Below are 13,932 nucleotides of genomic sequence, written 5' to 3'. Positions count from 1 at the left end.
GGCGACAGGAGGTTGAAATGAGCAAACGCATCCTGATTGTGGAAGATGAAAAGAACATTGTGGATATCCTCAGCTTCAACCTGAGCAAGGAGGGCTACAACACGCTGGAGGCCTACGACGGCCAGGCGGGGCTCCAGCTGGCGCTGGAGCAGGACCCCGACCTGGTGCTGCTGGACCTGATGCTGCCCAAGATGGACGGCTTCGACGTGTGCCGCCAGCTCCGCCAGGCCGGGCGGAACACCCCGGTGATCATGCTCACCGCCCGGGAGGAGGAGACCGACAAGGTCCTGGGCCTGGAGCTGGGTGCGGACGACTACATCACCAAGCCCTTTTCCATGCGGGAGCTGCTGGCCCGGGTGAAGGCCAACATCCGCCGCAACGAGATGGCGGGGGCCGCCTCCGCCGCCCCGGCCAAGCCGGCGGGACAGCGGATGGAGCTGGGCCGGATGGCTATTGACCCGGAGCTGATGGTGGTCTACAAGGACGGCCGTCCCCTGGAGCTGACCCAGCGGGAGTACGAGCTGCTCCGCTTCCTGGCCTCCCAGCCGGGGAAGGTCTTTTCCCGGGAGGCGCTGATGGAGCACGTTTGGAACTACGAGGGCTATGTGGGGGACGTACGGGCGGTGGACGTGGCGGTGCGCCGCCTGCGGGAAAAGGTGGAGGACGACCCGGCCGCTCCCCAGTTTGTGGTCACCCGCAGAGGCCTGGGGTACTACTTCAACGCCTGAGCCACCTGGGCCTGATGGAAAGGAGGTGTCCGCCGCCCTATGTTTCGCAGCCTGCACATGAAGCTGATGCTCATTATGACCCTGCTCATCATCCTGCTGATGACGGTGGTGGGCGCATTCCTCATCAACTCGGTATCCAACTACTACACCCAGGATTTCTACACCCAGATGTCGGAGGCCTTTCAGGACGCCGACTTCTGGGCCGACCTGAATACCCCCGTCCAAGGAGAGGAGGACAGTGTGGAGAGCATTGTCCAGATCCTGGACAACTACTACAGCGTGCTGGGGGTGGACAACCGCAGCCGGAAATACTACGTGCTGGACGGCAGCGACGGCCACTGGCTGGCCAGCTCCGACAAGCAGGACAGCGGCCAGGAGCTGGACATGGACTCCTGGAACCTGATGCAGGTGCTGGCCGGAGCGGACAAGAGCGACGACAACGACCCCACCTCCCCCTACATGGACGTGGCGGTGGCGGTGGAGCGGGGCCCCAGCCGGTATATCATCTACGTGCGGGACGACGGCACCAACGCCGCCACTCTGAACAACGAGCTGATGACCCTCATTGTGGAGGCCCTGCTCTTCGGCCTGGTGATCACGGTGCTGCTGTCCTTCCTGCTGTCCAAGACCCTGATCACCCCCATCGAGCGCCTCACCGAGGGGGCCGAGCGGGTGGCCGACGGGGATTTCTCCCAAAAGCTGGAGGTAGCCTCCCGGGATGAGATCGGCGTGCTCACCGGCACCTTCAACGACATGGCCCGGCAGCTGCGCTCCACCCTGGAGGCGGTGGAGAACGAGCGCAACAAGCTGGGCACCCTGTTCCTCCACATGACCGACGGCGTGGTGGCCTTCTCCCGGGACGGCATGGTGATCCAGTCCAACCCCGCCGCCGAGGACATGCTGGGCAGGGCCATCCCCATCGGCGGCAGCGAAAACTACGACACCCTGTTCTCCGACATCGCCCCCCTCCAGGGGGTGCTGGCGGTGGAGCCGCCGGGCTATCTGGACGGCACCCGGACGGTGGGGGGCCGCAGCCTGGAGCTGCTGCTCACCCCCTTCGACCAGGAGCGGCTGGGCGGCGTGCTGGTGGTGATCCACGACGTCACCGAGCAGCACAAGACCGAGGAGATGCGCCGGGAATTCGTGGCCAACGTGTCCCACGAGCTGCGCACCCCCCTGACCAACATCCGCTCCTATGCCGAGACCCTGGTGGACAACGCCGGGGAGCTGCCCCCCGACACGGAAAAGAATTTCCTGGGGGTCATCCTCAACGAGTCCGACCGGATGACCCACATCGTACAGGACCTGCTCACCCTCTCCCGGTTCGACTCCGGCCGCTCTGAGCTGAAGCTGGCCCCCTTCTCCTTCTCCCAGGCGGTGGAGGACGTGTACAACGCGGTGCTGATGGAAGCCCAGCGGCACGGCCACACCGTCAACCTGCACATGCAGGAGGGACTGCCCGACATCGTGGGCGACCGGGAGCGGATCATGCAGGTGATGATGAACGTGGTGTCCAACTCCATCAAGTACACCCCCGACGGGGGCGAGATCCGCATCTCCGCCGGCCAGTGGCCGGGCAAGGTGTGGATGGAGGTGGCCGACAACGGCATCGGCATCCCGGCCGCCGACCGGGGCCGGATTTTTGAGCGGTTCTACCGGGTGGACAAGGCACGCTCACGGGAGTCCGGCGGCACCGGGCTGGGCCTCTCCATCGCCAAGGAGATCATCGACCGGCACGAGGGCGCCATTGAGCTGCTGGACCGGCCCGGACCCGGCCTGACGGTGCGCATCACGCTGCTGACGGAGGGGCCGCGCCATGGACGGGAATAAACGGCCCCGGCGGCGCAGGCGGCGGGGGATCGAGACGGTGAAAAGCCTGCTCATCCTGCTGCTCTCCCTGTCCGCCATCTACCTGACCCTGCTGACCCTGGATTACAGCCGGGTGTCCTGGGCCCCGCTGCAGGGGGTGCTCTCCCTCTTCCACAAGGACGTGGACCAGCCCCCCGCGGACACCTCCGCCCCCGCCCAGTCCGCCATCGCCCCCCGGCCGGTGCGCATTGGGGTGAGCGACGGGACGGAGCGCTATGTTAGCCAGTACGACACCCAGGAGACCGACCAGATGTTTGAGCAGCTGAGCATTCTGCTCAGCGAAAGCCTGGACAGCGCCTCCTCCCCCCAGCCCGTGGAGGAGGCGGCCTGGCGGCAGGCGCTGGAGGCCCCCGGCGTGTGGTTTGACTTTCTGGGCACCATCCCGCTGGATGTGCTGTACGCCTGGATGGGGGACGGCGGAGACAATCCCGCCCTGATCCACTCCGCCCGCCGGGTGGCGGTGGCCCTGGATGAGGGGGGCGGCGTATGCCTATACTATCATAATGAAGCGGACGGCCTGTATTATGCCTGCGCCACCGCCGTGGCCTACGAGGGACACATGGACGCCCTGGTGAGCGGATACGGCGGCAACGGCTACTCCTTCGTGTTTGAGCTGGAGGACAACGGCGGCTACGAAGCGCTGGATCCCTATGTGCTGCTAGCCCCCGATTCCCTCCGGCCCCCGGTATACCGCGCCTCCAACCCCCTGTTGGAGCTGGACGACGCCATGGTATCCGCCATCCAGCAGGCGGCCTCCTTCCAGCCCCAGAGCAATTCGGTCTACCCGGTGGCCAACGGCATCCGCATCCGGGAGGGCCGGGAGACCCTGGAGATCGGCTATGACGGCGTGGCGGTATACCACGCCGGCGACGAGGATACCGGACGCTATCCGGTGGGGAACGGCAAGGACCTGCTGCCGCTGGTGGAGACCACCTGGCGGCTGGCCGCCGACACCGTGGGCCGCTGGTGCGGGGAGGCCAGGCTCTACCTCATGGGCATCGACCGGGAGGCCGACGGCAGCCTGCTGGTGCGCTACGGCTACACCCTCAACGGGGCGGACGTGCTTCTGCCCGACGGGGCCTGCGCCGCCCAGTTTACCGTCTCCGGCGGCCAGATCACCGACTATACCCTGTATTTCCGCCGGTACGAGCAGAGCGGCCAGACCAGCCCGGTGCTGCGGGAGCGGCAGGCTGCCGCAGCCCTGGAGGCCCTCCAGCCCCAGGGCAGGGAGCTGATTTTGTCCTACAGCGACACCGGCGGGGACACCGTACAGGCCGGCTGGACAGCCAGATAAAGCGGGGTGGCATATGGAATGGTCTAAGCTGAAAACCGTCATCCTGCTGATGCTGGCCGGAGTCAACCTGTTCCTGTTGGGGCTGGTGGGCGTGCGGGTCACACAGGGGGCCTTTTATGAGGACGAGACCCGCCAGGCCGTGGTCCAGGTGCTGGAGCGGGGCGGGATCTCTTTCCTTCCGGAGCAGATTCCGGAGGACATCACCCTGCCGCCCCTCACCCTCACCCGCAGCAGGGACGACGAGGCGGACATCGCCCGGCTTTTTCTGGGCCCGACAGTCCAGACGGGAGAGAGCGACCTGCGGCCCAGCTATACCGGAACCGGCGGCACGGCAGAGTTTTCCATGAACGGCTCCTTCACCATCACCCTGACCGGGGAGAGCTGGACCTGCCCTCCGGGGCAGGACATCGGCCAGGCCTCCCGGGATTGCCTGGAGCAGATGGGTTTCCAGGCCGGCGAGGAGGAGCTCTTTACCCAGGGGGACACCACCTGGGCCACCTACTGCCAGATGTGGGAGGGGGCGCCGGTGTTCTCCTGCCAGGTGAGTCTGACCTGGTCGGGCTCGGTTCTCACCCAAGTGGAGGGCAGCCGTCTGTCAGGCGAGAGTGCCGCCGACAGCTCCTCCACCCTGCTCTCCACCCCCACCGTCCTGATGCGCTTTCTGGCGGGGGTGAGCCAGAACGGCTATATCTGCAGCCAGATCCGCTCCATGGAGGACGGCTACCTGGCCAGCGGCAGCACCCGCTCGGTACAGCTCACGCCGGTATGGCGCATTTCCACCGACACCGGCGACTACTTTGTGGACGCCGTGACGGGGACCGTCACCCCTGACATCTGAATCCATCGGCCAGGGGCCTGCCGCCGGAACGGGCGGCAGGCCCCTGGCTCCCCTCCGATTGCCTTTTTTCATTTTGGATGGTATAATGCTTTAGATAGACTGAAATGCCTGCTTTTTTAGGCTTTTTGCGCTTTAAAACGATAAAGGACTGATCTGTTTGGCAAAAAAGAAGGCCCCCGACCAGGGGGCGAGGAATGTGGACAACCCCAACGTGATGGGGCTGCGGCCCGAGGTGCTGGAACAGCCCATCACCGAGACCCTGGAGCTCAACTATATGCCCTACGCCATGAGCGTCATCGTCTCCCGGGCCATTCCGGAGATCGACGGCTTCAAGCCCTCCCACCGGAAGCTGCTGTACACCATGTATGAGATGGGGCTGCTCACCAAGCCCCGCACCAAAAGCGCCAACGTGGTGGGCCAGACCATGAAATTAAACCCCCACGGCGACGCCGCCATCTACGACACCATGGTGCGCCTGTCCCGGGGCTACGGCGCGCTGCTCCACCCTCTGGTGGACTCCAAGGGCAACTTCGGCAAGGTGTACTCCCGGGATATGGCCTGGGCGGCCAGCCGGTACACCGAGGTGCGGCTGGATCCCATCTGCGCCGAGCTGTTCCGGGACATCGACCAGGACACGGTGGACTTTGTGGACAACTATGACGGCTCCATGCAGGAGCCCACCCTGCTGCCCACCTCCTTCCCCAACGTGCTGGTGAGCGCCAACCAGGGCATCGCCGTGGGCATGGCCTCCAACCTGTGCGGCTTCAACCTGGGGGAGGTGTGCGACGTCACCGCCGCCTTCCTGAAAAATCCCAAGATCAACCTGATGGAGTACCTGAAAGCCCCCGACTTCCCCACCGGCGGGGAGCTTTTATACGACGAGGCCGCTTTGCGGCAGATCTACGACACCGGCCGGGGCTCCTTCCAGGTGCGGGCCCGGTGGCGCTACCTCAAAAGTGAAAATCTCATCGAGGTGTACGAGATCCCCTACACCACCACGGTGGAGGCCATCATGGACAAGGTGGCCGAGCTCATCAAGTCAGGCAAGGTCAAGGAGATCGCCGACATGCGGGACGAGACCGACCTGAACGGCCTGAAGCTCACCATCGACCTGAAGCGGGGCACCGACCCGGACAAACTGATGGCCAAGCTGTTCCGGTCCACCACCCTGCAGGACGCCTGCTCCTGCAACTTCAACATCCTCATCGCCGGGATGCCCCGGGTGATGGGCGTGGGGGAGATCCTGGAGGAGTGGACCGGCTGGCGGATGGACGGGGTGCGCCGGCGGACCTACCACGTGATGAAAAAGAAGCAGGAAAAGCTCCACCTGCTGAAAGGCCTGAAAAAGATCCTGCTGGACATCGACCGGGCCATCAAGATCATCCGGGAGACCGAGGAGGACGCCGAGGTGGTGCCCAACCTGATGATCGGCTTCGGCATCGACCAGATCCAGGCGGAATACGTGGCCGACATCAAGCTGCGCAACATCAACAAGGAGTATATCCTCAAGCGCATCGAGGAGGTGGCGGGGCTGGAGGAGGAGATCGCCGACCTCCAGGACATCGTCAACAACCCCGGCCGCATCAAGAAGATCATCGTCTCTGAGCTCTCGGCGGTCAAGAAGAAGTACGCCGCCCCCCGGCGCACCGAGATCATTTACGACTACCAGAGCGCCAGCCCCCAGGAGGAGGAGGACGAGACCCCCGACTATCCGGTGCATGTGTTCTGCTCCAGGGAGGGCTATTTCAAGAAGATCACCCCCCAGTCCCTGCGGATGAGCAGCGAGCAGAAATACAAGGAGGGGGACGGCCCCTTCCTCCAGTGGGAGGGGAACAACCGGGACGAGCTGCTGGTGTTCACCGATAAGCAGCAATGCTACAAGACCCGGCTCGCCGACTTCGACGACGCCAAGGCCAGCGTGCTGGGCGACTTTCTGCCCACCAAGCTGGGCATGGAGCCGGGAGAGGGCTTTGTGTGGGCCTGCCTCACCAGCGACTACTCCGGCAGCCTGCTGTTCTTCTTTGAAAACGGCAAGGTGGCCCGGGTGGAGCTGGCCGCCTACCAGACCCAGACTCGCCGGAAAAAACTCACCGGGGCCTACTCCGACAAGTCCCCCCTGGCCGCCGCCTTCCACCTGACCCAGGAGCAGGAAATGGCGGTGATCTCCACCGAGGGCCGCTGCCTGGTGTTCCACACCGCTGTCCTCAACCCCAAGGCCACCCGGTCCACCCAGGGGGTCAACGTGATGACCCTCAAGCCCAAGTGGAAGGTGGAGACCGCACGGCCCCTGGACCAGACCACCATCGTCAACGCCGCCCGGTACCGGGCCCGGTCCCTTCCGGTGGCCGGGATGCTCCTGAAAGAGGAGGACCGGGGGGAACAACAGCTCACCCTGCTGGAGTGAGCCGGAAGGAGCGCTGCCATGTCAGCCCGTATCAAACAATTCTTTTTCCCCTACCTCTGGATCACCGTGGCCTCCGCCCTCTACGCCCTGGGCTTCTGCTGGTGTTACGACCCCAACCAGATCGGCTTCGGCGGCATCACCGGCGTGGGACAGATCCTCAACCACTTCTTCCCCATCCTGCCCATCGGCACAGTGGTCATTCTGCTGAACATCCCCCTGTTCCTGCTGGGCTGGCGGCTGCTGGGAGGTCACCTGCTGATCTCCTCCCTGTACGCCATGTTCGTCTCCTCCGCCTTTATCGACCTCATCAACCTGTTCTACACCTTTGAGCCCATGGATCCCCTGCTGGCCTGCATTTTCGGCGGGGTGCTCATGGGCGGGTCCCTGGGGGTGGTGTTCCTCCAGGGCGCCACCACCGGCGGCACCGACCTCATCGCCCGGCTGGCCAAGCTGAAGCTGGCCTGGCTGCCCATGGGCAAGCTGCTGCTGGGCATCGACCTGGTGGTGATCGTGGCGGTGGCCCTGGCCTTCCGCAACCTGTACAGCGCCATGTACGGCGTGGTGGCCCTGTATATCTCCTCCCTGGTGATGGACGGGGTGCTCTATGGCATCGATAACGCCAAGGTGGCCTATATCATCAGCGACGCCCATGAGCGCATCACCGACGCCATCATCCACGACATCGACCGGGGAGTTACCATCCTCCAGGGCCAGGGGGCCTATTCCGGCGCGGAGAAAAAGGTGCTGCTGGTTGCCTTCAAGCAGCGGCAGATCGTGGCCCTGAAGCGGACCGTCAAGGAGATCGACCCCGCCGCCTTCCTCATCGTGTGCGAGGCCCACGAGGTGCTGGGGGACGGTTTCCGGGAGTATAAACAAAACGACATCTGAGGAGGCATGCGGTATGTACGATTTCAGCACAGTCAAGGCCAATCTGGAGCAGCGGGGCTTCGCGGTGAGCTGCTTTGCCACGGAGGAGGAGGCCGCCGCTTATCTGGACGGCAAGCTGGACGGCAAAACCATCGGTATCGGCGGTTCGGTCACCATCCGCGAGATGGGGCTGGATCAGCGGCTGGAGAAGCACAACCAGGTGCTGTGGCACTGGAAGCACGGCACCCTTCAGGACGCCGCCTCCACCCAGGTTTACCTCACCTCGGTAAACGGCCTGGCAGAGACCGGCGAGCTCATCAACATCGACGGCACCGGCAACCGGGTGGCCTCCACCATCTTCGGCCATGAGGAGGTCTACTTCATCGTGGGCGTCAACAAGCTGGCCCCCGACTACGACAAGGCCCTGTGGCGGGCCCGCAATGTGGCCTCCCCCAAGAACGCCCAGCGGCTGGGCAAACAGACGCCCTGTGCCGTCAAGGCCGACAAGTGCTATGACTGCAAGAGCCCCGAGCGCATCTGCCGGGCCCTGACCGTGCTGTGGGAGGCCCCCAAGGGCATCGGCCGGTCCGAGGTGGTGCTCATCGACCAGGAACTGGGATTTTAAGGGAGAAAGGGGGCGCTGCGGCGTGAAACGCATCATCCTGGTCCCGGCGCTGTGCGGCGCCCTGCTGCTGTCCGGCTGCTCCTCTCTGCTGGACCGCCCCTACGTCATGGTGGAGCCCCATGTGGAGCGGCCGGCGGTGTCCGGGGACTCCTCCACCATCCAGGTGGATACCTACTCCGAGCTGGTCAACGCCGTGCTCTTCTTTGTCTCCCAGGGGGTGGAGGAGGGCACCATCCAGCTCACCGACTATCAGGGCGAGGTGGAGGAGGATCTGAACCGGGCCTGCCTGGAGGTGGCCAAGGACGACCCCTTGGGGGTCTATGCGGTGGACTTTATCAAAAACAGCTACACCCGGGTACTCACCACCTATGAGGCCACCATCTCCATCACCTACCGGCGTACCAAGGAGCAGGTGCAGAGCCTGGTAAACGTCACCAGCACCAACGCCATCCGCAAGGAGGTGGCGGAGGCCCTGGCCCAGTTCCGGCCGGAGCTGGTGCTGCGGGTGGGCTACTTCACCGGAGACGCCGACGGCGTGGCCCAGCTGGTCCGGGGCGCCTACTACGACGCCCCCGCCTACGCCATGGGTATGCCGGAGTGTACCGTCACCCTCTATCCGGAGACTGGCACCCAGCGCATTGTGGAGATCGTGCTCACCTATCCGGAGGAGCCGGCCATTCTGACGGCCCGGAGCGGGCAGCTCCAGCAGGAGGTGGAAAACCTCCTCGCTCCCCTGCGCTCCCAGTCGGCGGGCAGCGTGGAACGCCTGTCCCAGCTGTTCGCCCTGCTGCCCGGAACGGTGCGCTATGATCCAGACGGCGGCCCCACCGCCTGGGACGCCATTCTGGGGGACGGGGCCAACAGCGAGGGGATGGCCCTGGCCTTCCAGCTGCTGGCCCAGGAGATGGGGGTGACCTCCACACTGGTGGAGGGCACCCTGGACGGACAGCCCCACTTCTGGAACCGGCTGAGCGACAACGGCGTACACTATGTGGACCTGACCCGGGACCGCACCGGAACCACCTGGTCCGCCGAGGATCTGCTGGCTCTGGGCTATCAGTGGGACGACGCGCCGAATTTTGAAGAAAATTAAAAAAAGGGTTGACAGCGGCGAGATATCAGGTTATAATAACTCACGTCGCTGCAGGTGTAGCTCATCTGGTAGAGCGCCACCTTGCCAAGGTGGAGGTAGCGAGTTCGAGCCTCGTCACCTGCTCCATAAAAAAGAACCACGCTCAAACGAGCGTGGTTCTTTTTTATGGAGCAGACAGAAAAGAACCGCGTCCGGCGGACGCGGTTCCCTTTTTCGGCTGTGGACCGGCGGGGCTCAGGCCTCCCAGTCGGCGTAGTCGGCGCACTCGTCCCCACAGCTGCAGGACTCCTTGCCGCCCAGCATGCCCTTGACCTTGCACAGCAGCTCCATGATCTTATCCCAGTAAAGAACGGCGGCGTAGACCAGTGCGCCCAGAACGGCCAGCAGCGCAAACAGCTTGGCCAGGCAGCAGATCAGTTTCTTCATAGCAGTGAACAGCCTCCTTTTCTTTCCACATATTGCGGATGCTATCAGTTTACACGTTTCCGGTTCAAAATACAAGGGGCCAGCTCCACTTTCCCCAAACTTTTTCCCTTGTAATTTTCCTGAAAATAGAATACAATAGAGTGACAAAATATGAATTCCAATCCCCCCGTTTTGACGGGAATCCGCTGTGCTCCGCCGAGCCGGGGCCACTCCCAGGAAAGGAAGGGATCTGACAATGAAAGTTCAAACCGAACAGGGCGAGATCACCATCAGCAGCGAGGTGTTCACCAATATCACCGGCGCCGCCGCCACCAACTGCTACGGCGTAAAAGGTATGGCGGTTCGCTCCAAGGCCGACGGCCTGGTCCACCTGCTGCGCCGCGAGTCCATGGGCAAGGGCGTGAAGGTTACCTACAACGAGGATTCCTCCGTCTCCATCGAGCTGCATATTATCGTGGACAACGGCGTGAACCTGATGGCGGTGAGCCGCTCCATCATGAGCGAGGTCCGCTATATCGTGCACCGCACCACCGGCGCCGAGGTGCGCAACGTGGACGTGTGCATCGACTCCATGGTCATCGGCTGACCTACCGCCATCGAAAGGAAGGAACACAAGTATGAGAGAGCGTATTGACGGAGCTTCTCTGGCCCAGGCACTTATCCATGCGGCCGCCTCCATCAATCTGCAAAAGCAGCAGATCAACGAGCTGAACGTATTCCCCGTCCCCGACGGAGACACCGGCACCAATATGAGCCTGACCATCTCCACCGCTGCCGCCGAGCTGAAGAAAAAGCAGCCCCGCACCGTCAGCGACGTGGCCGCCACCAACGCCTCCGCCCTGCTGCGGGGCGCCCGGGGCAACTCCGGCGTCATCCTGTCCCTGCTCTTCCGGGGCTTCTCCAAGGCCGTCAAGGACAAGGAGACCATCGACGGCCGGGACCTGGCCATCGCCCTGGACTTCGGCGTGGCCGCCGCCTACAAGGCGGTGATGAAGCCCGCCGAGGGCACCATCCTCACCGTCTCCCGGCTGGCCGCCGCCCGGGCGGCCGACGCCGCCCGCAAGGCCCCCAACGACCCGGAGGGCGTGCTGGAGGCCGCCATCGCCGAGGGCCAGGTGGCCCTGGAGCACACCACCGAGATGAATCCCGTGCTGAAAAAGGCCGGGGTGGTGGACGCCGGCGGCAAGGGCTTTCTGGTGATCCTGCAGGGTATGCTGGACTCCCTGCGGGGCGTGCCCATGCCGGAGGAGGCCGGCGAGGGGGCCAAGTCGGAAAACAAGACCGATTACGCCGCCATTGCCGCCGAGGAGATCACTTTCACCTTCGACACGGTGTTTATCGTCCGCAAGACCACCAACAAGGGCCTGGAGCCCTTTGAGGCCTATCTGAACAGCATCGGCGACAGTCTGGTCATCGGCGAGGACGACGACTGCTTCAAGGTCCACGTCCATACCGACATCCCCGGCGCCGCCCTCACCGAGGCTCAGAAGTACGGCACCCTAGAGCTGGCCAAGATCGAGAACATGCGCACCCAGGCGGAGGATCTGGCCGCCGGGCGGCACATCCAGAGTACCGACGACCTGGAGGAGGACGACCACGACCACGCTCCGGAGCAGCCCAAGGTGGCCGCGCCCGAGAAGAAGTACGGCGTGGTGGCGGTGGCCGCCGGCGAGGGCCTGGCCGCTGTATTCAAGGATCTGGGGGCCGACGGCGTCATCAGCGGCGGCCAGACCATGAACCCCTCCACCGACGATATCATGCGGGAGATCGACGCCACCCCGGCGGAGATCGTGTTTGTGCTGCCCAACAACGGCAACATCATTATGGCCGCCCAACAGTGCATCCCCCTGGCGGAGGGCAAGAAAGTGGTGGTACTCCCCACCAAGACCATTCCCCAGGGCATTTCCGCCCTGATGATGATGGACCCCGAGGCCGACGAGGAGACCAACACCGCCGCCATGACCGAGGCCATCGGCCGCGTCCACACCTCCGAGATCACCTATGCCGCCCGGGACTCCGACTTTGACGGCTTTGCCATCAAGCGGGGGGATTACCTGGCCCTCACCGAGCACCAGCTTTTCGGCACTGACCGGAAGCTGGATAAGCTGCTGCGGCGTCTGGCGGAGTCGGACAACCAGCAGAACGCGGAATTTATCAACATCTTCTATGGGGAGGACGTGTCGGACAAGGAGGCCCAGAAGGCCCTGGCCCTGTTTACCGAGTGCTGCCCCAACGCCGAGATCACCCTGCTGTCCGGAGGGCAGCCGGTATACTACTATATGATCTCCGCGGAATAAACAAAGACGCAGAAAGCCGCCCCATCCGGCCGGATGGGGCGGCTTTTTTGCACTTAGAGCACCTTGGACAGAAATTCAATGGTGCGGGGCTCTTTGGGGTTGGCAAAGAAGGCGTGGGGCTCGTTCTGCTCCAGAATGTGGCCTCCGTCCATAAACAGCACCCGGCTGCCCACCTCCCGGGCAAAGCCCATCTCATGGGTGACCACCACCATGGTCATGCCCTCGTCGGCCAGCTGCTTCATGACTTCCAGCACCTCCCCCACCATTTCGGGGTCCAGGGCGGAGGTGGGCTCGTCAAACAGCATCACCTTGGGCTTCATGGCCAGGGCCCGGACGATGGCGATGCGCTGCTTCTGGCCGCCGGAGAGCTGGGCGGGGTAGGCATCCGCCTTCTCCGCCAGCCCCACCCGCTTCAAAAGCGCGGTGGCGGTGTCGTCGGCCTCCGCCTGGCTCATCAGCTTGGCCCGCACGGGAGCCAGGGTGATGTTCTTCCGGATGGTCATATTGGGGAACAGATTGAAGTGCTGGAACACCATACCCATCTGCCGGCGGACCAGATCAATGTTGGTCTTGGGGTCGGTGATGGGGGTGCCTTCAAAGGTGATGGTGCCGGCGGTGGGGGTCTCCAGCAGGTTGAGACAGCGCAGGAAGGTGGACTTGCCCGAGCCGGAGGGCCCGATAACCACCACCTTCTCTCCGGGGTGGATGTGCTCGGAGATGTCGTCCAGCACCAGATGATCACCGAAGGATTTGGACAGGTGTTTAACGTCTATCACTTTGACGCAGCCTCCTTTCCAGTTTGCCCTGGAGCCAGGTGAGCAGAACCACCACCACCAGATACATCAGCGCGATGCCGATATAGGGTGGCATATAGTCAAAGGTGCTCCCGGCGATGCGGGAGGCCCGGTAGGTCAGCTCCGTCAGGCCGATGGTGTTGACCAGGGAGGTGTCCTTGAACAGGGTAATGAACTCGTTGCCCAGAGAAGGCAGGATGTTCTTGAACGCCTGGGGAATGACGATAAAGCGCATGGTGTCCAGATAGTTCAGGCCCAGGGAGCGGCCGGCCTCGGTCTGCCCCACATCCACGCTCATCAGGCCGCCCCGGACGATCTCCGCCACGTAGGCCCCCGAGTTGATGCCCAGAGCCACCACGCCCACCATGAACTTGTTGCGGCTGGAGGCAAAGACTACAAAGCCCCAGATCAGGATCTGCACCAGCATGGGGGTGCCCCGGATGACGGTGGTATAAATCTGACAGATGAGATTGAGTATGCCCAGGAAAATATTTTTCCGGCGGCCGGGACGCTGCTGGTCGTGGGCGGTACGGATCACCGCTACCACCACGCCCAGAATAACGCCCACAATCAGCGCCACCACTGTAAGCTCAATGGTGGTCAGCAGGCCCTGGAGATAGAGCTGCCAGCGCCCTCCCTCCAGAAAAGCGGCGTACAGGCGCGGTCCGAGCTCGTTCAGCCACTCAAACATAGAAGC

13 protein-coding genes and 1 tRNA gene are annotated in these 13,932 nt (G+C 63.7%); 11 read left to right on the top strand and 3 right to left on the bottom strand.

Annotation, left to right across the window (positions count from 1 at the left end; genetic code table 11):
- The first annotated feature begins 17 nt into the window (after nucleotides 1–17).
- The 9 genes from B5F88_RS10170 (at nucleotide 18) to B5F88_RS10130 (ending at nucleotide 9,844) form a co-directional block, all read left to right on the top strand.
- The gene (locus B5F88_RS10170) at nucleotides 18–728 is read left to right on the top strand and encodes a response regulator (RefSeq protein WP_087345317.1); all 711 of its coding nucleotides are present in this window, start codon (nucleotides 18–20) and stop codon (nucleotides 726–728) included.
- Between the two features lie 39 nt (nucleotides 729–767).
- On the top strand, nucleotides 768–2,558 hold the full coding sequence (locus B5F88_RS10165) for an ATP-binding protein (RefSeq protein ID WP_204246222.1): 1,791 nt from the start codon (nucleotides 768–770) through the stop codon (nucleotides 2,556–2,558).
- Nucleotides 2,545–3,891 (top strand): hypothetical protein, encoded by a 1,347-nt coding sequence (locus B5F88_RS10160; RefSeq protein WP_087345314.1) that lies wholly within the window; start codon nucleotides 2,545–2,547, stop codon nucleotides 3,889–3,891. Before B5F88_RS10165 ends, B5F88_RS10160 begins: the two co-directional genes overlap by 14 nt.
- Before the next feature lie 13 nt (nucleotides 3,892–3,904).
- Nucleotides 3,905–4,729 carry a hypothetical protein gene (locus B5F88_RS10155; protein WP_087345311.1) on the top strand — a complete coding sequence of 275 codons (825 nt, stop codon included), beginning with the start codon at nucleotides 3,905–3,907 and terminating at the stop codon, nucleotides 4,727–4,729.
- Between the two features lie 157 nt (nucleotides 4,730–4,886).
- Nucleotides 4,887–7,133, top strand: coding sequence for a DNA topoisomerase (ATP-hydrolyzing) subunit A (locus B5F88_RS10150; protein WP_087345308.1), 2,247 nt, complete (start codon nucleotides 4,887–4,889; stop codon nucleotides 7,131–7,133).
- A gap of 18 nt (nucleotides 7,134–7,151) precedes the next feature.
- Nucleotides 7,152–8,021, top strand: coding sequence for a YitT family protein (locus B5F88_RS10145; protein ID WP_087345305.1), 870 nt, complete (start codon nucleotides 7,152–7,154; stop codon nucleotides 8,019–8,021).
- Nucleotides 8,022–8,034: 13 nt separating this feature from the next.
- Nucleotides 8,035–8,625: a lactate utilization protein gene (locus B5F88_RS10140; RefSeq protein ID WP_087345302.1), complete on the top strand. Its 591-nt coding sequence runs from the start codon at nucleotides 8,035–8,037 to the stop codon at nucleotides 8,623–8,625.
- Nucleotides 8,626–8,647: 22 nt separating this feature from the next.
- Nucleotides 8,648–9,718 (top strand): hypothetical protein, encoded by a 1,071-nt coding sequence (locus B5F88_RS10135; protein ID WP_242959727.1) that lies wholly within the window; start codon nucleotides 8,648–8,650, stop codon nucleotides 9,716–9,718.
- A gap of 50 nt (nucleotides 9,719–9,768) precedes the next feature.
- A tRNA-Gly gene (locus B5F88_RS10130) sits at nucleotides 9,769–9,844 on the top strand.
- A 108-nt stretch (nucleotides 9,845–9,952) separates the two neighbouring features.
- Here the strand turns inward: B5F88_RS10130 and B5F88_RS10125 are convergent.
- Nucleotides 9,953–10,144, bottom strand: coding sequence for a hypothetical protein (locus B5F88_RS10125; RefSeq protein WP_087345299.1), 192 nt, complete (start codon nucleotides 10,142–10,144; stop codon nucleotides 9,953–9,955).
- Nucleotides 10,145–10,379: 235 nt separating this feature from the next.
- Between B5F88_RS10125 and B5F88_RS10120 the strand changes: the two genes are divergently transcribed.
- The gene (locus tag B5F88_RS10120; RefSeq protein ID WP_087345296.1) at nucleotides 10,380–10,730 is read left to right on the top strand and encodes an Asp23/Gls24 family envelope stress response protein; all 351 of its coding nucleotides are present in this window, start codon (nucleotides 10,380–10,382) and stop codon (nucleotides 10,728–10,730) included.
- 31 nt (nucleotides 10,731–10,761) lie between these two features.
- A complete protein-coding gene (locus B5F88_RS10115) occupies nucleotides 10,762–12,441 on the top strand; it encodes a DAK2 domain-containing protein (protein ID WP_087345293.1) in 1,680 nt (559 codons plus the stop codon).
- Nucleotides 12,442–12,494: 53 nt separating this feature from the next.
- On the opposite strand, the gene B5F88_RS10110 is transcribed toward B5F88_RS10115, so the two are convergent.
- A complete protein-coding gene (locus B5F88_RS10110; protein WP_087345288.1) occupies nucleotides 12,495–13,217 on the bottom strand; it encodes an amino acid ABC transporter ATP-binding protein in 723 nt (240 codons plus the stop codon).
- The gene (locus B5F88_RS10105; RefSeq protein WP_087345286.1) at nucleotides 13,204–13,926 is read right to left on the bottom strand and encodes an amino acid ABC transporter permease; all 723 of its coding nucleotides are present in this window, start codon (nucleotides 13,924–13,926) and stop codon (nucleotides 13,204–13,206) included. The genes B5F88_RS10110 and B5F88_RS10105 overlap by 14 nt, the downstream gene beginning before the upstream one ends.
- Between the last annotated feature and the right edge of the window lie 6 nt (nucleotides 13,927–13,932).

The organism is Flavonifractor sp. An306 (assembly GCF_002159455.1).
Lineage (GTDB): Bacteria > Bacillota > Clostridia > Oscillospirales > Oscillospiraceae > Flavonifractor.
The sequence above is the reverse complement of the archived record's forward strand: the minus strand, read 5'-3'. Positions and strand labels throughout refer to the sequence as shown.